Consider the following 21,195-nt stretch of genomic DNA (forward strand, 5'->3'; position numbering starts at 1 on the left):
TTCTGATTTGTCTTCTATTTTTTTATAAGCTGTATGCTTCTTTTTCTATTTTATTGATAATATCCTGCGATTTGGAAGTTATAGCCAATTCCCTGGCTTTGCTCAAATATGCGGTACAGCGTTCCTTGTCCTTTTTTCTTAAAGCCAGGTTGGCCAGATGGATCAGTACAAAAGCTTTGTCGTTTTTTCCACCCAGCGGAAAGCGGCTGGCAATCTGAAAATGATGTTCGGCCAGTTCATAATCTTCCTTTTTTAGAGCAATATTGGCCCGCATAAATTCATAATATCCACGTCTGTTTCTGGCAAGTCTGTCGGGGTTTGGTACCTCTGCCAGCAAAGCTTCGGCACGTACATAATTACCGTTCTTAAAATGTTTTGAGGCCAGTAAAATGGAACTGTGCTTAAAATGGCTCCGTATTACAAAGGCAAACAAAAAGCCGGCCAGTGCAGCCAGCTGATATTGAACATAAAAAAGGCATACCAAAGCTGCGATGGCAAAAAGCGCCATCAGGGCATACCTGCCTTTTGAATTATACATTAGTGAATATCTGTGAACTTATAGCCTACACCTCTGATGGAGTGAAAATAAACAGGGTTTTTCTGATCGGGTTCAAAATACTTGCGGAACGTCAGAATAAAGTTATCTATAGTTCTTGTAGATGGATAAACATCATAGTTCCATACGGTCTCTAAAATCTGCTCGCGGGACACGGCCTCATTTTTACGCTCAATCAGCAGTTTTAAAAGCATGGTCTCTTTTTTGGTCAGAGGTACAATCACCCCATCATCCTGTTTCAGTTCAAATGAATTGAAATAAATAGTTTTGTCGCCAATTTTATAGGAATTGATTTCTTTTAAGTCATCCGCTTTCATACTGCGTTTTACCAGGATACCAACCCTCAGGATCAGTTCTTCCAGGTTAAAAGGTTTTACCAGGTAATCATCGGCACCTTTTTTCAGGCCCATTACCCTGTCTTCGCTGGTATTTTTAGCCGTTAAAAAAAGAATGGGCACTTCTGTATTTTCCAGCCTGATGGTTTCACATACCTGGAAACCGTCCATTTCAGGGAGCATTACATCCAGAATGATGAGATTAAAGCGTTCTTCTTTAAAAACTTTCAACGCAGTTTTACCATCTTTTACGGCATGTACTTTATAACCTTCAAGCTCAAGGTTCAATTTTATGGCATCCAATAAGTGATCTTCATCTTCAACCAGCAGTATTCTTAATTTCTGTTGCATAATCAACTAAATGTTATTTCAAAAATAGCACCTTGCGGTACGTTATCTCTAACGCTGATATCAGCGTCGTGGCTTTGTAATACTTCCTTAACAATAAACAGGCCTAAACCCGTTCCTTTTGATTTTCTGACATTCTCATCACCAACCCGGTAAAATTTATCGAAAATCAGCATCTTTTCACTGTCGGGAATACCAGGCCCTTTGTCAGCTACCCTTAAAAAAGGATGGCCGTCTTTTTCTGTCAGTTCAACCGCCACATCAGCGCAGGGACCCGAATACTTTACTGCATTTTCGACCAGGTTAGTCACTACCGACGAGAGTGCAAACTGATCGCCCATCACCTTAATTCCTGGTTTGATAACCGGTGTAATCAACTGTTCACATCCGCAGGAATGGACCTGCAGCCTGTCAGTGATTTTGGTAACCAACTCCGAGAAGTCAAATTCCTCTTTAGGGAAGGAATAAGAGCGGTTTTCTATCTTTGTAGCCAATAACATGTTTTCTACCAGGTCGTCCAAACGTTCAATATCTTTTAAAGAATTGCTCAGTAAGGACGTCTGCCGCGCCTTATCAAGGTCACGTTTGATGATGGTTTGAATTGATAATTTTATAGCAGCCAAAGGTGATTTTAACTCATGCGTTACAGAGAGCAAAAAATTTTGCTGCTGTTCACGCAGACGCTCTTCTTTTTTGATAGACTGATGTAAAAAATAGGCCCCTATACATAGTAAAAATAAAAACACTGAGCCTTCGCCCATCACCATTGCCATTCTGGCAGGTTCCAGCCGAACAACCAGCGTTCCCCAGGAGATCAATTGCACTAAAGCGTACAACAGCATAAAATAAAATATAACAATCGACTTCTTCAAGATTACCAGTGTTTTAGCTAATATACCATTATTTACTTGTTCCTGAAAACAACATCAAGGCTGTCAAATATGGCCCTTTTTGCCTTTTCCAGCTCTATCTTTGTGTGTGCAGCAGAAACAAAACCAACTTCATAGCCTGAGGGGCCCAGATAAATCCCCCTGTTCAGCAACTCTCTGTGCATCATTTTAAATTTTTCCATGCTGCTGTGTTCTATATCATCAGCACGTTGGATCTTATCTTTATCGGTAAAGGCAATCCAGAAAATAGAACCCACATGAAATACTTTTACTTTATAATTCCTTGCTGTGGCAAAACGTTGTAAACTTTCTGCGAATTCTGTAGCCTTATTGTTCAGTTCTTTGTAAAAACCCGATTTTAACAATTCAGTTAACTGGGCAATCCCTGCTGCCATAGCTATCGGGTTTCCGGAAAGGGTACCTGCCTGGTAAACTCCGCCGTCAGGAGAAATGTGTGCCATAATTTCGGCAGATGCACCATACATACCAACCGGTAGTCCGCCGCCGATGATCTTGCCATAAGTAACAATATCGGGTTTAAGTCCATAATGTGCTGCAGCACCTTCAAAACCCAATCTGAAACCCGTTATCACTTCATCAAATATCAATAAGGATTTATGCGCTTTACATAAATTCTGCAGGAATTCCAGGTAAGCCTGGTCCTGCATCAGTAAACCATTGTTGGCTGGTATACCTTCAATGATTACAGCGGCAACCTCATCTTTAAACTGTTCAAAAGCCTGTTTCAATGCTTCAACATCATTTAAAGGCAAAACTATTGTTTCCTGTGCAAATGCTTTCGGCACACCAGCTGATGAGGTTTCACCAAAAGTTACCAGTCCTGATCCCGCCTTTACCAACAAGGAATCACTATGGCCATGGTAACAACCATCAAACTTGATAATTTTGTCCCTGCCAGTAAAACCCCGGGCCAAACGGATAGCCGACATGACCGCTTCAGTACCAGAGCTTGTAAAACGGATTTTTTCTACAAATCTGTTATTTTTTATAATCAGTTCGGCCAGCTCATTTTCCAATGCCGTAGGTGCACCGAAGCTCATTCCGTTCTGCATCACTTCAGTAACTTTTTCTCTTACTTTAGGGTGATTGTGACCTAAGATCAATGGCCCCCAGCTGCCGCAAAAATCTATAAACTGATTGCCGTCTGCATCCCAAACGAAGCAACCATCTCCTTTTTGAATAAAGAGGGGTGTACCGTGAACCGATTTAAAAGCCCTTACCGGAGAGTTTACCCCACCTGGGAAATAGTTTTTCGCCTTTTCATAGAGTTCTGCCGACTTTTCTCTGGAAATATCCGGTTTACTGCCTGTATTTACAGGCACTTCGCCTTCATTTCCGGAAAACATTTTTTTTAAAGATTCTAACATTATTTATGCTTTATAACTCACTATATCCAATTCTTTTCAACCATATCCCTAATGTGATAGGTGGTGATGATACTTGCACCTGCACGTGCAAAGCCATACATAGTTTCCATCACTACTTTTTGCTCATCTATCCAGCCTTTTTGCGCAGCAGCTTTAACCATCGAATATTCTCCGGATACATTGTAACAGGCAATCGGCAGATCAGTATGTTGTTTCAGGTTCTGGATCACATCCATATACGCCAGTGCCGGTTTCACCATCAACACATCAGCACCCTCGCTTTCATCCAGCAAAGCTTCCCTAAGCGCTTCATGACCATTCCTGAAATCCATCTGGTAAGCTTTCCTGTCGCCCTTGCCCGGAGCACAATCGGCTGCCTCTCTGAAAGGTCCGTAATAAGCTGAGGCAAATTTGGTAGCGTGAGACATAATGGCAGTATTTACGTAACCCGCTCCATCCAGTACAGTTCTCATTGCAGCTACCCGCCCATCCATCATATCCGATGGAGCCAGCATATCGGCACCAGCCTGGGCATGGGTTAGTCCCATTCTGGCTATAACCTCCACTGTTTCGTCATTCTGCACATAATCATCCCTTAAAATGCCGCAATGTCCGTGGGTAGTATAAGAACAAACACAAACATCCGTTACCACGTAAAGGTCATCACCAAAGTTCTTTTTTAACATACGGACAGCAGAAGGTACCAAAGAATGGTCGTGATAAGCTGCCGCCGCATTTTCACTTTTCTCATCACCCACACCAAACAGCATAATTTTGTTTACACCCAGCTTTAGTCCTTTCTCCACATCTCTTACCAATGTATCTTCAGAAAAATGACTGATTCCGGGCATCGCATCCAGCGGACGGACCACATCTTTACCAGGTACAATAAAGTATGGATAGATGAACTGGTCTTTGGTTAACCGGGTTTCAGCTACCATTTCTCTCACAACCGGATTTTTTCTTAATCTACGTGGACGTTGTAACATAAGTATATTATTTTATATCTATCCCGAAAACAGCTTCAGCTAAACCGATTTCATCCGGAGAATAAGGTAAAATACAATCTACCCCCATCTCCTCAAACTTTTTGGCTGTAGAATTTCCGATTGCAATTACCCGCTGTCCTGGTTCCAATAAATTGTCAACAAAATACGCGTCTACATTAGATGGGCTGGTAAATATCAGCACATCCGCATAAGTCTGGTCTATATCTTCTTCAATAACGGTCTCATAAATCGGCAGGTCAATCACCTTGGTGTCCGGTTTTAAGGCTTTCTGGATACTTAATAAAGAATCCTGTGCCCTGGGAAATAATACCGTCTTACCAGATACCTCTTCTGCAAATAATTCTGCCACTTCGTCTATATCCCCGCCTTCACCCACATAGTCGGCCAAATGACCAGTTCTTCTTAGTGAATCTTCAGAGCCACGTCCTGCCACTCCAAACTTAACATGCTTAGGCAACATAGGTTTCAGGTTAAAGAAATAATCAACACTGTTCCTGCTGCTGAAAAAGATCCAGTCTATGTGTTTCAAGTAAAATGGATCCAGTACCGTTACGATCGGGAAAGTACGGATCAGCGATCTGTCCTCTATTGCTATATGGTGTTTTTCAAGTGCTTTTCTAAAATAATTATGCTCTCCTACTTCGCGGGAAATAAAAACTTTAGCCGGAAATTTCCTGTCAGCACTAAATTTGGCAACAATCTTTTCAGCCAGTCCGTCCAGTTTTTCTACCCTGTAAAACAAGCGATCAGGAAAGTCTTCATCTGTTTCGGCCTTTGATGTCCAGACTTCATATTGTCCGTCTTCTTTTTTGCAATAACAGCCTAAAGGCATATGACAGCCTCCTTCAAACAGGTTCAGCACTTTACGTTCAATGGCTATTTCTTCGGCAGTTTCGGGATGGTTTATTTGCTGCAGAATATCAAAAAGCTCATTTTCATTTTCCCTGATCTGAATGGCAAGCGCGCCCTGTGCAGGAGCTGGAACCAGTTCAGTAGTATCTACTACCTCAACATGGAATTCAGAAAGGTCAATATTCAAACGGTTTACCCCGGCTCTTGCCAGTAGAATGGCATCGTAATCCTCGTCCCTTAACTTTTGTATGCGGGTAGGTACGTTGCCCCTTAAATCTTCAATATTTAAATCAGGACGAAGCGCCAGTAACTGGGCTTTGCGCCTGTTGGATGAAGTTCCAACCATAGCCCCCTTTTTCAGCGACAGCTTATGATTGATGCTGACACAATCTTTAAGGATCAGCAACAGCTCAGATGGGTCTTCCCTTTCAGTTACCGCAGCAATGGTTAAGCCTGCAGGATGTACCGTCGGTAAATCTTTATGGGAATGTACAGCAATATCGATGGTACCACCCAGAAGTTCTTCTTCCAGTTCTTTCGTAAAAAACCCCTTACCTTCAAGCTTGTCGAGCCTCAGATTTAAAATTTTGTCGCCCTGGGTTTTGATGATCTTCAGTTCAGCTTCAACACCGATAGCTGCTAATTTATCTTTAATGAAATTGGCTTGCCATAAAGCCAGGTCGCTACCTCTTGTACCTATAATAAGTCTTTTCACGTTGATGCTAATTTTTTGGCAAATTTAGCTATTCTTTACCAATATCTCCTTTGCCATAACCATTGGAACGCTGATGTATTTTTTTTCCATGTAATTCATCACTTTTTCCAATAATAACCTCGAATTTTCATCAAGCTTATCAATCTCATCAGCAAAAATACCATTGATAGCGGTATGCTTGATTTCCTTAATTTTCTGCGGAACGCAGCTCATCGCGATTTCAATTTTGCGTTGGCGCAATACCAGTTCAAAATCTTTGATGTTTTGTTCGATGATGTGTTCGGCATTCACCAGTTCATCATAGCGTTCCTGAATATTTTTTCGGGCAATCTCTTTCAGAGATTCAACCTCTATGTAGTGTATTGGGAAGTTTTTAACCACTTCAGCAGCGGTATCATTAGGAATGGCCAGGTCAACAATTACCTTTTTACCTGTATCACCATTCAGTAATTTTGTATAAATTTCCTCAGTAATGATCGGTTCGGTGGCACCTGTACAAGTGATGATGACATCAAATCCCTGTTTATAATCTTCAAGTGCTGTAAGTGGATAAGCTTTGCCATTTAGCTCTTTAGCCAGGGCTTCAGCATTTTTGAGGGTCCTGTTGAAAACAGAAAAGTTAGAATATTTGTGTTTTTTAAGGTATTGTGCCAGGAGTTTGTTGGTTTCACCTGCGCCAACAATAAGCAAGCGGGCCTCACTGGAACACATTTTAAGGTCCCGCAGCTTGCGGTAAGCAAGCGAAACGATGGAGACGGGATTCTTAGAAATATTGGTATGTGTATATACTTCTTTGGCTGTTTTGACCACCCGGTTCATGATCATTCGCATATAATCACCGGTAAATCCGGCTACACGACAAGCTTCATAAGCTTTGCGGATCTGTGCCAGGATCTCTTTCTCTCCGACAACCAGGCTTTCGAGTGAGCAGGAGGTCCGCAACAGGTGATTGAATGCATCAACCTGTTCATAAACTGATACGTTTTCAATAAACTGCTCCATATATTGTGCGGGCAGCCCCATGTCCAGTACCGTTAAAAACCGCAGGATAAAATCTTTATCTAAAATACTTGGAGAAGTAAATACGAATTCGACCCGGTTACACGTTCCTACATAGAATATTTCTTTAACACCTAACTCGGATTGAATGTTTCTCAACCTGTCGTCTAATGTCTGCTCACATATCACTAATTTACCTAAGGATTTTAAGTCAATCTGTTTATGCGTAAAAGCAATGATCTTTAAATATTCCAAAATTTATTATCCTGTTATTTTTAGCGAAACAAAAGTAATAAGACAAGGCTGTTCCACTGTCATTATGCTGTAATTAAGAGCTATTTAGAAAGATTTTAAATAAATAAGGTAAGTTAAACATCCGCATTTTAATTTTGTTATATGAGCTAAACACCATACATGTAGATAGATATGATCATAAAAGAGCTTTTTTCAATAAGTGGCGCAGCCCAAAAAACCATTTACGGCGATTGTACTTATGACGATAAAAACACAAATCAGGACATTATAATTTTTATTCATGGCTTTAAAGGCTTTAAAGACTGGGGGGCGCATAACCTCATTGCTTCTTTTTTTGCCTCAAAAGGCTACAGATATGTCAAATTTAACCTGTCGCACAGTGGGGTTACCGCACAAAATCAATACGATGTAACGGACATGGAAACTTTTGCTGCCAATACGATCAGCAAAGAACTGACCGATGTTAATGCAGTAATTGATTATGTTGCGGCTACCTGGCCAACTGCTGCCATCAGTCTGATAGGGCACAGCAGGGGTGGTGGACTGGCCATTATACAGGCTGCAAAAGATACCCGCATCCATAAACTCATTACCTGGTCGGCCATTTCCGATTTCTCCAGTCTCTGGAAAAAAGAACAGGAAAAGGAATGGGCAGCAACCGGACAAATTTTTGTAGAGAATGCCAGGACAAAAGAAAAAATGCCATTAAACAACACCCTGCTTGATGATTTTAATCAAAACAAAGAAAAGGTCGACATCATAAGAGCAGCAAAAAAAATACATATCCCCTGGCTTATTCTTCATGGTGATGAAGATGTAAACGTGAAATTTAGTGTTGCTCAACAACTGGCACAAAAGCAGCTTAAGGCAAAAATACAAAAAATTCAAGGCGCAAACCATGTTTATGGGGCTTCCCATCCTTATGCAGCCAATCAGCTACCAATGCATTTGCAGGAAGTTGCAGAAAAGACCCTGGCCTTTATCAGTGCTTAGCTGGGATTTTCAATACAGCGTCTTTCTTTTTCACCATTACACTTACACGGTAAACCAAAAATATGCATAAAAGTATAAGTGCCGATACCACTATACCTAAAGTATCATAATGCTCCAGTGGACTACTCTTTGTTTTCTGTGTAACGATCAAACCAGCACATAACGCAGCAATACCACCGGCCATTTGTTGTATAGAAGCATTGACACTCATAAAAGCCCCCCTGTCTTTTAGATCAGGGATGCTCATCGTAAGTGTAGTTGCAGGAATCATCCTGCTCATCACCCCCATAAATAAGACCATATTGATCACGATAACCTGCCATAATGGAACCGGACTAAGGTTAGTGTATACCAGAATCATTACCACTGCAAGCAATGACCCACCAGTAAACACCATAAACTTGTCTACTTTATCACTTAATTTTCCAATTAATGGCATTACAACAACAGCAGCCAGGCCGGTAAACATAAATACCAATGGCAGTTGCGCTTCAGTAATGTTGATGTTATTGATCAGATAAGCACTTCCAAATGGCATTAACATAAAACCACCAACACCCATAAATGCAGTTGCAATAAATCCTGTCTGATAGGAACGGTTAGAAACCGCATGCCACAAATGCTGGAAGGCGCTTTTGTCTGATTGTATGGCCAGATGCTTGTCAATTGGTTTTATCTTGATCAGAATTGCAATTGCGATCATTATTGCCAATATCACAATCATCAGAAATGAAGAATGCCAGCCCCATATATTGGCAAAATACAAACCAATGGGTATACCCAGTACCTGGCTTGCAGCGAAACCCATCTGCACAACCCCCATCACTCTGCCACGTTGGTGAACGGCAAAAATATCTGTAATGATTGTCATAGAGATGGCGCCGATTACACCACCAAATAAACCGGTTACAATCCTTGCACCAAGTAGCATCTCGTAATTAGTGGCAAGCGCACAACACAAAGTTCCTATAATAAAACCGCTGTAAAAAAACAGCAGCAACTTTTTACGGTCAAATTTATCGGCAAAACCGGCAGCCATAATTCCTGAAGCACCTGCACTAAAAGCATAGGAAGAGACGACCAATCCAAAACCTTTCGGGCTCATGGATAACGATTTCATTAAAAAGTCGCCAAGTGGCGCAAGTACCATAAAGTCCAGTACAATTGTAAACTGCAGTAAAGCCAGCAAGGCAATAACCAGCAGTTGGTAAGAACTAAAGGGTTCGGCTATATTTTTTTGAGGTTGTTGCATTGTTGATCAGGGTTAAATCAGTTTTTGTTTAAAATTAAGAGAGGTGTTAAATAAGTTCCTCGCAATGGTAGCCATTTTCTGCAACCAGTTTAATCACTTCTTCGCGCTTAAGGGTAGGTGATACGATGCGCAGTACGCAGTCTATATCCTGCAAATCGACCGTCCACTGATCAATCTGGTATTCTTCCATGATCTTACCGATATAGCGTTTATCTCCTTCCGTACGTATATCCGTTTTAAAAAGCAAAATATGTTCAATATTGATGTCCATAATTGTAGTTTTAGTTCTCCGGCCTTTGCGGCCATTTATTTTTTTAAAGCTTTAATTACCAGCTCAAATGTTTTCCAAAGAATTTCATCTGTCAGCACAAATGGTTTTCCGCCTAAACTCTGCCCCTCATTATGGAACCTGATCAGGTTATACAAAGGCGCAAAAGCTATACTCCAATAAGTTTCAAAAGGCATTTGGTCAATTTCTCCCCTTTCAATGGAATTGTGCATAAACTTACCAAGAGGTTCTTTAAAGTTCTTCCCAAAAACTTCTAAAACCTTTAACTGGTAGGTAGAAGTACGCAGCTGTTCTATCATCTGTGCGGACCATGGGTTTTCAAACAAACATTTCGCCCTGTTTTTCCACTGCTGTTTTAATCCTTCTTCAAATGAACTCTCAGGGTCAAAGTTTTCCAGCATGATCGCACTCATCCGTTCTACTTCCTCTATACCTACCTTTAAGATCAGGTCGTCCTTGTCCTGATAATAAATGTATAAGGTTGCCACAGATATTTTGCAGGCCTTAGCAAGCTTATTCATCGTAAAACCCTCAAAACCAACCTCAACTAATAGCTCTATCGCTTTTTGTTTAACCAGTTCTACTTTATTTAAATCCCTTGCACGCATAGTGTTTTAATTGCGATACAAATATAAATGAATATTCATTCATTTATAAAATTTATTTTCATATATTTGCAGATTTGGCTTTTTGTAGTTGCCTGCAATTCCTTGTTTTACATCACCGATTGCTATGATCACAGACAGCGAAGGCAACCGGATCGGACTTCAGGATGAAGAATAATTCTGGTTTTGCAAGGAAATTAAACGATTATTTTTACACTTTTTGAACCCAATTTCCATCCTCCTTGATCAAATCGATCAAATCATCCAGTGCCCGGGCAGCATTTACATTCTTTTTCACCACTTCCTTACCGCGGTATAATGTTATTTTATCGGGTCCGGTCCCTACATAACCATAATCTGCATCTGCCATTTCACCAGGACCATTTACGATACAGCCCATAATGCCAATCTTGATACCCTTTAAATGGTCAGTACGGGAACGGATCAACTGCGTGGTTTCCTGTAAATCGAACAACGTCCTTCCGCAGCTTGGACATGAAATGTATTCTGTTTTAGAGATACGGGTACGTGTGGCCTGCAAAATTCCGAAACTGGTAGCATTAATTAAAGACAAACCCAGCAAAGCATCAGCATCAATCCACACCCCGTCCCCCATTCCGTCCGTTAACAATGCACCCATATCCGTTGCAGCATATAACATCAGGTCATCGGTATTAACAGCAGTATAACTGCGTTTAATGATAACCGGTATCTGCAGCCCTTTTTCTATCAGCGCATTGAAAAATGCCCGTTGAGCAGCCACCCCATTTAATGATGAAGTTTCCAATACGAGTACTACTTTATCTTTTAAAGCAGAAAGATCGATCTGCAGCGCATTTTCTGCAGTAATTTTAACCAGGTTTAATTGCTCATCATGAAGCTCCCCTGACAGATATTCATCATAGGAAAGCAAAGGATGGCAGTTGTTCTTGTCCTTTAGGGAAAGCCAGGTACTGTAGTTATATACCTGCTTTAAGTTTCCGGGAAAAGAAAATGAGGGCAGTTGATCGCCCAGGTAAACTATATCACAGGCCTGATCGGCCATATTGTACTTATCCAGTCCGGCACTGTATTGATAACCCACAGCAGCCAGAAAGTAAGGATCCTTTAAATTTTCATGGCTAACATCCAGCATTACCGCCGGGTGAAAATGTCCCCCAATGTGCTGTACCGGAACTGTAACTCTTCTCTGGTATTCGAAAGGAGAGTAAGGAAGCTGCCCGGGAACAATGGTTTTTGTTTCACTGAACAGCATTTTTCCATACAGATCAAGGGCACGCTTTTCATATCTCATTGCCAGTGCTTTGGCAACAGGTGCCTCAAATTCAGGATCTTCAGTTAAAGAGACCCTGATCGTATCACCAAGACCATCTTCAAGTAAGGTACCAATGCCCACCGCCGATTTGATCCGTCCGTCTTCACCGTCACCGGCCTCCGTAACTCCCAGGTGCAAAGGATAATTCATACCTTCTTTTACCATAGTTTCTACCAACAGCCTGTAGGCCTCTACCATTACCTGGGTATTACTGGCTTTCATAGAAATGACCAGGTTGTAGTAGTTCAGGTCTTCGCACATACGGATGAACTCCATGGCCGATTCTACCATGCCACGGGGAGTATCTCCATAATGGCTCATGATGCGGTCGGAAAGCGAGCCATGGTTGGTGCCAATGCGCATGGCTGTACCATATTCTTTACAGATCTTTACTAAAGGTGTAAATTTCTTATAGATGCGATCCAGTTCAGCCTGATAAGCCTGATGGGTATATTCAATATTTTCAAAGCGTTTTTTATCGGCATAATTACCTGGGTTTACCCTTACCTTTTCTACTATCCGTGCTGCTGCTTCTGCTGCATTCGGGGTAAAATGTATATCAGCTACGAGGGGCACGTTATATCCCCTTAACCTCAGTTCCTTTTTAATATTGGCCAGGTTTTCTGCCTCTTTCATACTTGGGGCAGTAATCCGTACATATTCGCAACCGGAATTCACCATTCTGATGGTCTGCTCCACGGTGCCTATGGTATCCATGGTATCTGTAGTAGTCATAGACTGAATACGGATGGGGTTTAAACCACCCATTGGGACATCTCCTATGGCAACTTCACGTGTTAAAAACCTTGAATATAATACTGTATCTTCCATGACTATCAAAATCTGCTGCAAAGATAAAGATTAAATCATAACTGTACGCTAAGGATACCGCTTATATGAGCCTGTCCTTTATCACCAGGGTATCCGATACGATATCGTGAAAACACTGTAGTTTTTTATTCAGGAAACTATAAAGGTATCCAAAAAAGAAAGGGGCTGTTGACAATAATTTAGCCAGGTTGCGGGCATAAGCTCTGTTTAAGCTGATGCGATTACCATTTAAATCTGTCACCCTGATATTCATCAGGCGTTTTCCAAGTCCGGCCTGTTTTTCAGAAGCCTCGGTAATGCTGCCATAAAAGAATTTAGCAACCAGAATTAAGGGGCTTCCCGACAGGGCTATCATGATGCGCTGGGCTTTTTCTTCCACAAAAATAAAACTGACCAGGATCAGCAGTACGTATGCCGTGAATATAAAAAAATAATCAATTACACAGGCCAGCAGCCGCTGATCGAAAGCAGCAAAATACTGCGGAGCAGTTTGTTGATAGGTAAACCCAAGAAGCGCACGCAGTTCCGGGAACTCGTGCGCTTCTTTATAATCGTCCATACCCGGCTTTCTGATAAAAGTTCCGGTCTCAATGTGCAATATTTTTAACTGATCTAGCCTATACGGCCCCTCAGGCTTTCCATTGATGACTACAGTATATTCACTATCGTTGGGATCCACTTAATATCTTTTCACCTCAAAGCTACTCAATCCACCGTCAAGATTAATAAATATTTTATTAGTCGAAGCGCTATAATTCGAGGTTTCAAAAGTACCGTCAGCTTTTTTAGTAAAGCCGGTAAACGCCCTGGAAGAAAGTCCTGTCTTCGCTTTTATCCTGCAACCGGATGCCATAGGGATGTTTATTTTCACATCGGCAATCCCAGTTTTCACTTTCACATCGGTAATGGGTAAAGTATTTCCGAGTTTCACATCCAGCGCAGCGGCACCACCATCAAAACTAAATTCCCGTACTTTATAAGATGAGAGGTCGAAATCAACCTCTCCGGCTCCCATATTTACATGAATTTCCCAAACCGGCAGGGTATTTAACATTAAATCTACATTGTTACCTCCATCACCTACATTCCAGCTGCTGTTGCCCTTCATCTTAAAGGATAAAGTACGCACACTATCTGCAAATTCATTTTTTAAAGAGAACGCCCCACCTCTTCTCTGAACAGTAGCACTAATCAGACTATCTGTATGGCCTTTTAGATCGAAAGAGGTCCCGCCACCTGATATGTTCAGAACGGTTCTGGCAGGTACAGAATCGGTGTAGGGCTGACTGAAGGTCTGCTCCACAACATCTTCCATATCGCCATCACCACCGTCTATACGCTGTTCTGTCGATACACGTTTTTTATGGGCAGGTACTTCCTGACCCTTAAAAAAAAGCAGGACTAGGGTAATCAGCAAAACAACGATAGATACAATACTCCCGATCTGTGATTTATTTCTGTTAAAAAGGATGTTTACACCAGCGATGATCAGAAATATAGGCCAGAAACGCCACACACTCCACCAGTAAAAGTTAATTATCCCGAAATTTTCCAAAAGAAGCACTCCACCAATAAAAAGCAGAATGATACCCCACATTATTCTGTCCAGCTTCATAACTATATTTCCTTTTTTGTAAAATCAATACTACTTCCGGTGTTGCCTTCGGATGCATCTGGGTCTTCAGGTTTTACTGGATTTACATTTGCACCGGGTGCATCCGCTGTGTTTCCTGAATTTTCCTGGGGCTGCATATTTTGCTCTTTCCAGTTTTCCCAGGCATTTTTATTTTTGGCCCTGATGATAAAACTTGCACCTATCGCTACAAATACCAGGGGCCAGAGCTTAGTAAGCTGAAAATGAAAAGGGATCAAGTCAAACTCATCCATAAAAAAGTACACTCCTATAACCAGCAAAAACAAACCTGCAACGGTACGTCCGGTTTCATTGTTATTTTTCTTGTAAGGTTTAAAATCACCAGATTTTTTCCATGACTCAAAACTTTCATTACCTACACCTGTATCATTTAGACCTGAAGAAGTCCGGTTCTGAAAGGGCCCGGTATTTTCTGTTGTTTTCTTTTGCGGCTCAAACGGATTTGATGCCTGAAATGGATTTTGCTGCCCCTTAAAAAATTCATTAAATTTTGAGAAGCGAGCTGCCGGATCATTATTTACCGGCACAACGATCCACATGATCACATAAACCAAAATTCCCGTACCCACTAAGAAGATAGTCGAAAGCACAAACAGTAATCTGATAATGGTCACATCCACCTCCATATACTCGGCAACACCAGATGATACGCCTGCAATTACCTTGTCGTGTTCATTTCTAAATAATCTCTTTTCCATGATAATTTCCCTCCTGTTGTTTTTAAAACTGTACCGGCTTTAAAACGATCTCATCAACATTTACACCTTTACTTAAGTTTAAAACAGTGTATAAGCTACTGGCAATGTCTTCTGGTAGTACAAAACGTTCAGCCGGGATTGTTGTTCCCTCCCAGGATGAAGTTAATGTAGAACCGGGTAATATCGCGGTCACTTTAACGTTGTGTTTTGATAATTCCTCTCTCAATACATCATTAAGACTAAGCAAGGCCGATTTAGTTACAGAATAACTGCCCCCATTTTCTACAACAGCTTTCGAGGCAATAGAGCAGATGTTAAAGATATGCCCTGAAGCTCGTTCCCGCATCATTTTACCAAAGTATTTGGACAAATAATAAGCAGCATTCAGGTTTAAATTTAACTGTATTTCCAGCCTGTCATCGGCTTCATCGAGCAAAAGCCCAGGTAAATATGTCCCTGCATTGTTTACTAAAACATCCACAGTACCAAATTGTTCGCGCACAGCATCGCAAAAGGCATATACATCAGCTTTAACACTGCAATCTGCTTTAATGGTGAGGATGCGCGCCCCTGTATGTTTCAGCTCTTCAGCAAATTTTTCCAGCTCCTGGCTGTTTCTTGAACATACGGCAAGGTTATATCCATGTTCTGCCAGTTTAAGCGCAATGGCTTTTCCAATACCCCTGGTGGCTCCGGTTATGATTGCATTCATTGTTATACTTGTTTGATCAGCCACAATATTACAAAAAACTGACATAGCCTAAAACTTAGCAGCAAAAGATTTGTTAGAAAAATATCGGCTTGTGAAGGTTTCAACTTTTTATTGTTTCTTTGTATGAACATTGCGTAAATACTGTAGTTAATATTTCATTGAATGAATTTTACCAATTTTGGCAGATACCTCCTTTTACTGAAGGCCGTATTTAGAAGACCTGAAAAATTTAAAATATACCTGAAAGCTATTTTTAAACAAATGGATTTTATCGGCGTTGGCTCTTTAGGCCTGATTGCCATTATATCTACTTTTATTGGTGCGGTAATGACGTTACAAATTGCTTTCCAGCTGGTTAGCGATTTCATACCTAAAACGATTATTGGCTCTGTAAACCGCGACTCCAGTATACTTGAGCTTAGCCCTACCATCAGTGCCATTGTGCTTGCCGGTAAAATCGGGTCAGCCATTTCTTCCGAGATCGGGACCATGCGGGTAAGTGAACAGATCGATGCCTTAGAGATTATGGGCATCAATTCTCCAGGTTACCTCATCCTCCCTAAAATTATTGCAGGCATTACTATGGTACCCTTACTGGTTATCATGTCTATGTTTTTAAGCATCACCGGTGGTTATATTGGTGGTACCTTATCCGGCGCGGTATCCCCTGCCGAATATATCCAGGGTATCACCACAGATTTCAATCCTTATACCATTACCGTTGCCCTGGTTAAGGCATTTGTTTTTGGTTTTATCATTACCTCTGTACCCGCTTATGAAGGTTTTTATGTAAAAGGGGGCGCTTTGGAAGTTGCGCAGGCCAGTACAAGGGCAGTAGTAGTCAGCTGTATCTCTATCCTGGCCTGTGATTACATTGTAACCCAGTTATTGCTATGATCGAAATTAAAGATATCCATAAATCGTTTGGTGATAACGAAGTACTCAAGGGTATATCAGGCAAGTTTGAAGCTGGAGTAACCAACTTGATCATTGGCGGATCAGGATCTGGTAAAACCACCCTGCTAAAGTGTATGATAGGCCTGCACCAGCCCGAAGAAGGTAGTGTAGAATATGATAGCCGCGAATTTACCACTATGAACTTTGAAGAAAAGATCGAGATCAGGAAAGAGATTGGCATGCTTTTCCAGGGTTCTGCCCTGTTCGATTCCATGACAGTTGAAGAGAACATCATGTTCCCTTTAAATATGTTTACCGAACAAAGCCGTAAGGAAAAACTGGAAAGGGTAAACTTTTGCCTGGAAAGGGTAAACCTGGAAGGTAAGAACAAACTTTTTCCTGCAGAGCTTTCGGGAGGGATGAAAAAGCGTGTGGGTATTGCCCGTGCCATTGCGATGAACCCAAAATATTTATTTGTTGATGAGCCCAATTCCGGCCTTGATCCTAAAACATCTATCGTAATTGATGAACTGATCAAGGAGCTAACCGAAGAGTACAATACCACAACAATTGTAGTTACCCATGATATGAACTCGGTAATGGGAATCGGCGATTACATCCTCTTTCTTCATGAGGGTAAAAAATTCTGGGAAGGTTCCAATAAAGAAATTGCCCATACTGATGTTCAGGAACTAAACGACTTTGTTTTTGCCAGCCGCTTTATGAAGGCTGCCAAAGGAAAATTTTAATACATACCCCATTTTTATGATAAGCCTGCTAACCCCCACACACTGGAAAGATTATGAGTTAATTGATTGTGGTGATTTTGAAAAATTAGAACGCTTTGGCAATTTGGTCTTGTCCAGGCCAGAGCCCCAGGCCGTATGGAAAAAGACATTGTCTGATCAGGAATGGAAAAAACAAACTCACATCCGCTTTAAGGGTCGGTCGGCCACTTCAGGAGAGTGGATCAAAAATTCGGTAAAGTTGCCTGACAGGTGGAATGTAGAATATGCCAATAATGACGTAACCATAAACCTGCGTTTGGGCCTTACCTCGTTTAAACACGTCGGCGTATTCCCCGAACAGGCAGTAAACTGGGACTATATCTCATCCTCTATTAAAAAATTTAAAACTCCGGTACCTAAGGTATTGAACCTTTTTGCCTATACCGGTGCGGCCTCTTTAATTGCCAAAGCTGCCGGTGCGGATACCACACATGTAGACTCGATAAAACAGGTTGTAAACTGGGCAAACGAAAATCAGGAACTTTCTAAGCTGAAAGATGTGAGGTGGGTAGTTGAAGATGCCCTGAAATTTGTAAAAAGAGAGCTTAAACGTGGCAAAAAATATAATGGAATCATTTTAGATCCTCCAGCATTTGGCCACGGCCCAAATGGCGAAAAATGGAAACTGGAAGACCATATCCAGGAAATGATGCTGGAAGTGGTACAACTGCTGGATGAGCAGGAACACTTTTTAATCCTGAACACCTATTCGCTTGGCTTTTCATCTGTGATTGTTGAAAATTTAATTAAAACCTCCTTTCCTCAGGTTAAAAACCTCGAAACCGGCGAACTGTATTTACAGGCCACATCCGGCATTAAACTACCGCTTGGGGTTTTCGGTAAATTCAATAGTTTCTGATTATTACGGTAATTAAACATTAAATAAATTTATGGAATACCTTTACAGCTGTTTTTTTATTCCTTTTAAAGATGGTATACTTGCATAATTTTAATCTTACATTCTATGAAATTAAATCATCTGGCAGGCATTATCCTAATTAGTGCAACAACAATAGGGCTATTTACCAGCTGTGCGTCCGACGCAAAAAAAGCGACGGGAAAAACAAAGATCACGGCTTCTGGTGATACTGTAGCGGTTGAAGAGGCAGTTGAAGAAACGAATACCCGTGTGCCGGTTGATACAGCTAAGTATAATACATTGTTAAAAAAACTGGCAAATGGTGATACTACTGGCAAATGGCCTGTAAAAAACCAGCCTTACCCCCTTGCAGGTGCTATACTTCCTTTTAAACGTATTGTGGTGTATTACGGAAACCTCCATTCTAAAAAAATGGGAGCCCTGGGCGAATACGCTCCTAAAGAAATGTGGAAAAGGCTGAATGTTGAAATTAAGCACTGGGAAAAAGTAGATCCCAGCACCCCTGTACAGGCAGGCCTGCATTATATTGCTGCTGTGGCCAGTGGTACAGCAGGAAAAGATGGCAAATACATTAACCGTATGGCCAACTCACAAATCGATTCTGTATTGGCAATAGCCAAAATGCGTCCGAATACCATTGTATTTTTAGATTTGCAGGTTGCACTGAGCAGTATTAAAGCAGAGCTTCCTCATATCGAAAAATATTTACAACTACCTTATGTTCATTTAGGGATAGATCCGGAGTTTTCTATGAAAGATGGTTCACTTCCGGGAAAAAAGATCGGTACCTATGATGCAGCAGATATCAATTATGTTTCTCAATACCTTGCGGATATAGTGAAAAAATACAATCTGCCACCTAAAGTATTTACTGTGCACCGTTTTACCAAGAAAATGGTAACCAATTATCAGAACATCAAACTACGTCCGGAAGTGCAAATTGTAATGCATATGGATGGATGGGGCGAACCGGAACTTAAAAAGGGCACATACCGTCACTTTATCTATTCGGAACCGGTACAGTTTACCGGATTTAAACTGTTTTATAAAAACGACCTGAAAAAAGCACCCAATAGGCTAATGACACCGGAAGACCTGATGAAATTAAAGCCCGTGCCAATTTATATTCAATATCAGTAGGCAAAAAGGGGCATTACTTTTAGAACAATTACATTCATAATTGTATTTCTAATTAGTTTTGACCCTAACATCCCTGAACATGAAAGGATTATCGCTGATCCTCAATACTTTTTTACTGGTAGTTGTGATGTTCCTGAGAATGACCTCTTTAGTTTTAACATAGGGAAACTTTTCCTGGTAGGCAGTGTCTGTCATTTGCGGATTGAAATTGGCGAAAATGGCCGGCCCCTGGTAATTGTCTGGATGACTGGAATCGTCTATTTGAAGATTTTCAATTGTGATCCGTTCCGGCATATAGCACGTATAGCCAAAATCATGCTGACCTGAATAAGATCCGCTGATCAAAGAGGCACTAAAGGGTTTGCCGCCCGCCGGTACAAAAGTACAGTTACGGATCACCAGTTCTCCCTGCCATGTACTGCCATAGTCGGGGCGCAGGTTAACAAGGCTTCGGCCGCGAATAGTCGAATTTTCGATTGTCAGAAGTCCACTACCTATGGCATTTACCCCCATATGTCCCAGGGTTGAGTTGCGGATGGTGGCATTGGCAACTCCCTGATGGGCATCAAACCGGGAGAGTGTACAATGATCGTAAACAAGGTTTTTGCAGAAATTTGATCCTAAAATGCCCCAGTACTTGTTGTCGTCGATGTCATTGGTTTGGCTGCAATTCAGAAAAGATACATTAACTGCACGGTTGACGGAAAGATCATATGTACCCATTGAGACAGGTTTGCCGGCGGCACCAATGGTGTTATAAGTTTTGTGTCCGGTTAGGATGGTGTTTTTTACCGTTACATAAGCACAGTTACCAATGTTGATAAAGCCTCCATAAGGCGCACCGTAGTCGCCTTCGCCTTCGATGTAGTGTTTCAACCCTTCAACAAGTACATGAGATCTTCTGATCGCAATGCCGCGGTTATAATAGGTAGACTTGGATTCGGCTTTATTGGCAATTGTAGTGAAATTGCCTCCGGTAATCTTCAGCAAATTTTCATCGATGGGCAGAGCGGTGATATCTGTAACCTGTTCAAAATCCCAGATGATTGGTGCGTTCATATCTACCTTACCGTCTTTGTCAACAATAAAGAGGTCGGTTTGCGAAGAGCCATTATTCTGGTTTAGCCCAAACCTGATGTATTGTTTTACATTGGAATTGGTGACCGAGATTAAACAGCGACCTGGTAAGGGGGGCAGATCGATTTTTTGCTGGTTTCGCTTAATTGAGGATATGGTTGCAAGTTTGAAGGATTTCAGGTCTGAACTTACTGTAAAAATAGCCGCAGTACGGTTTTTCACTTCGGTATCATCAATAATGAAGGCCGCAGTGCCGAAATCAGTATCAGTTTGGATGACCACAGTGCGTTCCTGCCCTCCAATATAGTAGGTGGCTCCAGCGTCTGCTTTAACCGGAAGGCCCTGCAGGTTGGCAAATGCATGAGTTGCGGCAATAACATCAATGTCATCCGTTATTCCATCACCTTTGGCACCTAAATCACTGTAGCGAACCAGGCCGGCAGCTTTGAACTTAGCTACATCTTTTGGCGATATATTGACAGTCAGTTCCCGTTTTTCGTTGGTATATACCTGGGTTGTCTGCCCCTGCGATGTGATCACTACATTATTCTCAGGCGAGTTTCTTTCTTGTGCCTGCGTAAACAATATATGGTTTAAGAGAAACATAAGGAGCATATGCTTTTTCATAAGATTTTTCTAATGATGATTATTTAATTGAAAATGTTGTTACGTCGGACAGAATGAGTATGGAATTGACAAGTTAAATACGGAAAGAA

Annotated in this window: 21 protein-coding genes; 5 read left to right on the plus strand and 16 right to left on the minus strand. The window is 41.4% G+C overall.

The window, feature by feature from the left end:
* Positions 1 to 22: 22 nt before the first annotated feature.
* Genes HDC92_RS22055 through hemA form a run of 7 tightly spaced genes read right to left on the minus strand, consistent with a single transcriptional unit; the run spans position 23 to position 7,348 of the window.
* Positions 23 to 538, minus strand: a complete 516-nt coding sequence (locus HDC92_RS22055; protein WP_183877134.1) for a hypothetical protein — start codon at positions 536 to 538, stop codon at positions 23 to 25.
* On the minus strand, positions 538 to 1,242 hold the full coding sequence (locus HDC92_RS22060; RefSeq protein ID WP_015809248.1) for a response regulator transcription factor: 705 nt from the start codon (positions 1,240 to 1,242) through the stop codon (positions 538 to 540). Before HDC92_RS22060 ends, HDC92_RS22055 begins: the two co-directional genes overlap by 1 nt.
* 2 nt (positions 1,243 to 1,244) lie before the next feature.
* Positions 1,245 to 2,111: a sensor histidine kinase gene (locus HDC92_RS22065; protein WP_036674225.1), complete on the minus strand. Its 867-nt coding sequence runs from the start codon at positions 2,109 to 2,111 to the stop codon at positions 1,245 to 1,247.
* Positions 2,112 to 2,143: 32 nt separating this feature from the next.
* Positions 2,144 to 3,517, minus strand: coding sequence for a glutamate-1-semialdehyde 2,1-aminomutase (gene hemL, locus HDC92_RS22070; RefSeq protein WP_015809250.1), 1,374 nt, complete (start codon positions 3,515 to 3,517; stop codon positions 2,144 to 2,146).
* 20 nt (positions 3,518 to 3,537) lie between these two features.
* Positions 3,538 to 4,506: a porphobilinogen synthase gene (hemB, locus tag HDC92_RS22075; RefSeq protein WP_183877135.1), complete on the minus strand. Its 969-nt coding sequence runs from the start codon at positions 4,504 to 4,506 to the stop codon at positions 3,538 to 3,540.
* 7 nt (positions 4,507 to 4,513) lie between these two features.
* Positions 4,514 to 6,094, minus strand: a complete 1,581-nt coding sequence (hemC, locus tag HDC92_RS22080; protein ID WP_183877136.1) for a hydroxymethylbilane synthase — start codon at positions 6,092 to 6,094, stop codon at positions 4,514 to 4,516.
* 24 nt (positions 6,095 to 6,118) lie between these two features.
* Positions 6,119 to 7,348 (minus strand): glutamyl-tRNA reductase, encoded by a 1,230-nt coding sequence (gene hemA, locus HDC92_RS22085; protein WP_183877137.1) that lies wholly within the window; start codon positions 7,346 to 7,348, stop codon positions 6,119 to 6,121.
* A gap of 171 nt (positions 7,349 to 7,519) precedes the next feature.
* Here hemA and HDC92_RS22090 point away from each other — a divergent pair, with 171 nt between their 5' ends.
* The gene (locus tag HDC92_RS22090; RefSeq protein ID WP_183877138.1) at positions 7,520 to 8,341 is read left to right on the plus strand and encodes an alpha/beta hydrolase family protein; all 822 of its coding nucleotides are present in this window, start codon (positions 7,520 to 7,522) and stop codon (positions 8,339 to 8,341) included.
* Here HDC92_RS22090 and HDC92_RS22095 read toward each other — a convergent pair.
* The 8 genes from HDC92_RS22095 to HDC92_RS22130 all read right to left on the minus strand — a co-directional run bounded on the left by HDC92_RS22095 (position 8,331) and on the right by HDC92_RS22130 (position 15,697).
* The gene (locus tag HDC92_RS22095) at positions 8,331 to 9,593 is read right to left on the minus strand and encodes an MFS transporter (RefSeq protein WP_183877139.1); all 1,263 of its coding nucleotides are present in this window, start codon (positions 9,591 to 9,593) and stop codon (positions 8,331 to 8,333) included. The two genes, HDC92_RS22090 and HDC92_RS22095, sit on opposite strands and share 11 nt — an antisense overlap.
* Before the next feature lie 46 nt (positions 9,594 to 9,639).
* Positions 9,640 to 9,864, minus strand: a complete 225-nt coding sequence (locus tag HDC92_RS22100; RefSeq protein WP_183877140.1) for a hypothetical protein — start codon at positions 9,862 to 9,864, stop codon at positions 9,640 to 9,642.
* Positions 9,865 to 9,899: 35 nt separating this feature from the next.
* Positions 9,900 to 10,490 carry a TetR/AcrR family transcriptional regulator gene (locus HDC92_RS22105; protein WP_183877141.1) on the minus strand — a complete coding sequence of 197 codons (591 nt, stop codon included), beginning with the start codon at positions 10,488 to 10,490 and terminating at the stop codon, positions 9,900 to 9,902.
* A 208-nt stretch (positions 10,491 to 10,698) separates the two neighbouring features.
* Positions 10,699 to 12,633: a (E)-4-hydroxy-3-methylbut-2-enyl-diphosphate synthase gene (gene ispG, locus HDC92_RS22110; RefSeq protein WP_183877142.1), complete on the minus strand. Its 1,935-nt coding sequence runs from the start codon at positions 12,631 to 12,633 to the stop codon at positions 10,699 to 10,701.
* A 61-nt stretch (positions 12,634 to 12,694) separates the two neighbouring features.
* Complete coding sequence (locus HDC92_RS22115) at positions 12,695 to 13,312, minus strand: RDD family protein (protein WP_183877143.1); 618 nt, start codon at positions 13,310 to 13,312, stop codon at positions 12,695 to 12,697.
* Positions 13,313 to 14,248, minus strand: a complete 936-nt coding sequence (locus HDC92_RS22120; RefSeq protein ID WP_183877144.1) for a LiaF transmembrane domain-containing protein — start codon at positions 14,246 to 14,248, stop codon at positions 13,313 to 13,315.
* A gap of 2 nt (positions 14,249 to 14,250) precedes the next feature.
* A complete protein-coding gene (locus HDC92_RS22125) occupies positions 14,251 to 14,985 on the minus strand; it encodes a PspC domain-containing protein (protein WP_183877145.1) in 735 nt (244 codons plus the stop codon).
* 22 nt (positions 14,986 to 15,007) lie between these two features.
* On the minus strand, positions 15,008 to 15,697 hold the full coding sequence (locus HDC92_RS22130) for an SDR family oxidoreductase (RefSeq protein WP_183877146.1): 690 nt from the start codon (positions 15,695 to 15,697) through the stop codon (positions 15,008 to 15,010).
* 162 nt (positions 15,698 to 15,859) lie between these two features.
* Here HDC92_RS22130 and HDC92_RS22135 point away from each other — a divergent pair, with 162 nt between their 5' ends.
* The 4 genes from HDC92_RS22135 to HDC92_RS22150 all read left to right on the plus strand — a co-directional run bounded on the left by HDC92_RS22135 (position 15,860) and on the right by HDC92_RS22150 (position 19,402).
* Positions 15,860 to 16,594: an MlaE family ABC transporter permease gene (locus HDC92_RS22135; RefSeq protein ID WP_015809263.1), complete on the plus strand. Its 735-nt coding sequence runs from the start codon at positions 15,860 to 15,862 to the stop codon at positions 16,592 to 16,594.
* Entirely contained in the window at positions 16,591 to 17,343 is a 753-nt protein-coding gene (locus tag HDC92_RS22140) for an ABC transporter ATP-binding protein (RefSeq protein ID WP_015809264.1), read from the plus strand. The genes HDC92_RS22135 and HDC92_RS22140 overlap by 4 nt, the downstream gene beginning before the upstream one ends.
* Positions 17,344 to 17,359: 16 nt before the next feature.
* The gene (locus tag HDC92_RS22145) at positions 17,360 to 18,241 is read left to right on the plus strand and encodes a class I SAM-dependent methyltransferase (protein WP_015809265.1); all 882 of its coding nucleotides are present in this window, start codon (positions 17,360 to 17,362) and stop codon (positions 18,239 to 18,241) included.
* A gap of 105 nt (positions 18,242 to 18,346) precedes the next feature.
* Positions 18,347 to 19,402 (plus strand): hypothetical protein, encoded by a 1,056-nt coding sequence (locus HDC92_RS22150; RefSeq protein WP_015809266.1) that lies wholly within the window; start codon positions 18,347 to 18,349, stop codon positions 19,400 to 19,402.
* Between the two features lie 48 nt (positions 19,403 to 19,450).
* Here HDC92_RS22150 and HDC92_RS22155 read toward each other — a convergent pair whose 3' ends face one another.
* A complete protein-coding gene (locus HDC92_RS22155) occupies positions 19,451 to 21,106 on the minus strand; it encodes a hypothetical protein (RefSeq protein ID WP_183877147.1) in 1,656 nt (551 codons plus the stop codon).
* Positions 21,107 to 21,195: the final 89 nt, after the last annotated feature.

This window comes from Pedobacter sp. AK017 (assembly GCF_014200825.1).
GTDB lineage: Bacteria > Bacteroidota > Bacteroidia > Sphingobacteriales > Sphingobacteriaceae > Pedobacter > Pedobacter heparinus.

Coding starts and splice junctions, on each gene's coding strand:
- HDC92_RS22100 (WP_183877140.1), bottom strand. CDS start 9,864: ATGGACATCAATATTGAACATATTTTGCTTTTTAAAACGGATATACGT.
- HDC92_RS22135 (WP_015809263.1), top strand. CDS start 15,860: ATGAATTTTACCAATTTTGGCAGATACCTCCTTTTACTGAAGGCCGTA.
- hemB (WP_183877135.1), bottom strand. CDS start 4,506: ATGTTACAACGTCCACGTAGATTAAGAAAAAATCCGGTTGTGAGAGAA.
- ispG (WP_183877142.1), bottom strand. CDS start 12,633: ATGGAAGATACAGTATTATATTCAAGGTTTTTAACACGTGAAGTTGCC.
- HDC92_RS22150 (WP_015809266.1), top strand. CDS start 18,347: ATGAAATTAAATCATCTGGCAGGCATTATCCTAATTAGTGCAACAACA.
- HDC92_RS22155 (WP_183877147.1), bottom strand. CDS start 21,106: ATGAAAAAGCATATGCTCCTTATGTTTCTCTTAAACCATATATTGTTT.
- HDC92_RS22130 (WP_183877146.1), bottom strand. CDS start 15,697: ATGAATGCAATCATAACCGGAGCCACCAGGGGTATTGGAAAAGCCATT.
- HDC92_RS22095 (WP_183877139.1), bottom strand. CDS start 9,593: ATGCAACAACCTCAAAAAAATATAGCCGAACCCTTTAGTTCTTACCAA.
- HDC92_RS22140 (WP_015809264.1), top strand. CDS start 16,591: ATGATCGAAATTAAAGATATCCATAAATCGTTTGGTGATAACGAAGTA.
- HDC92_RS22090 (WP_183877138.1), top strand. CDS start 7,520: ATGATCATAAAAGAGCTTTTTTCAATAAGTGGCGCAGCCCAAAAAACC.
- HDC92_RS22145 (WP_015809265.1), top strand. CDS start 17,360: ATGATAAGCCTGCTAACCCCCACACACTGGAAAGATTATGAGTTAATT.
- HDC92_RS22125 (WP_183877145.1), bottom strand. CDS start 14,985: ATGGAAAAGAGATTATTTAGAAATGAACACGACAAGGTAATTGCAGGC.
- HDC92_RS22105 (WP_183877141.1), bottom strand. CDS start 10,490: ATGCGTGCAAGGGATTTAAATAAAGTAGAACTGGTTAAACAAAAAGCG.
- HDC92_RS22120 (WP_183877144.1), bottom strand. CDS start 14,248: ATGAAGCTGGACAGAATAATGTGGGGTATCATTCTGCTTTTTATTGGT.
- HDC92_RS22060 (WP_015809248.1), bottom strand. CDS start 1,242: ATGCAACAGAAATTAAGAATACTGCTGGTTGAAGATGAAGATCACTTA.
- HDC92_RS22055 (WP_183877134.1), bottom strand. CDS start 538: ATGTATAATTCAAAAGGCAGGTATGCCCTGATGGCGCTTTTTGCCATC.
- hemL (WP_015809250.1), bottom strand. CDS start 3,517: ATGTTAGAATCTTTAAAAAAAATGTTTTCCGGAAATGAAGGCGAAGTG.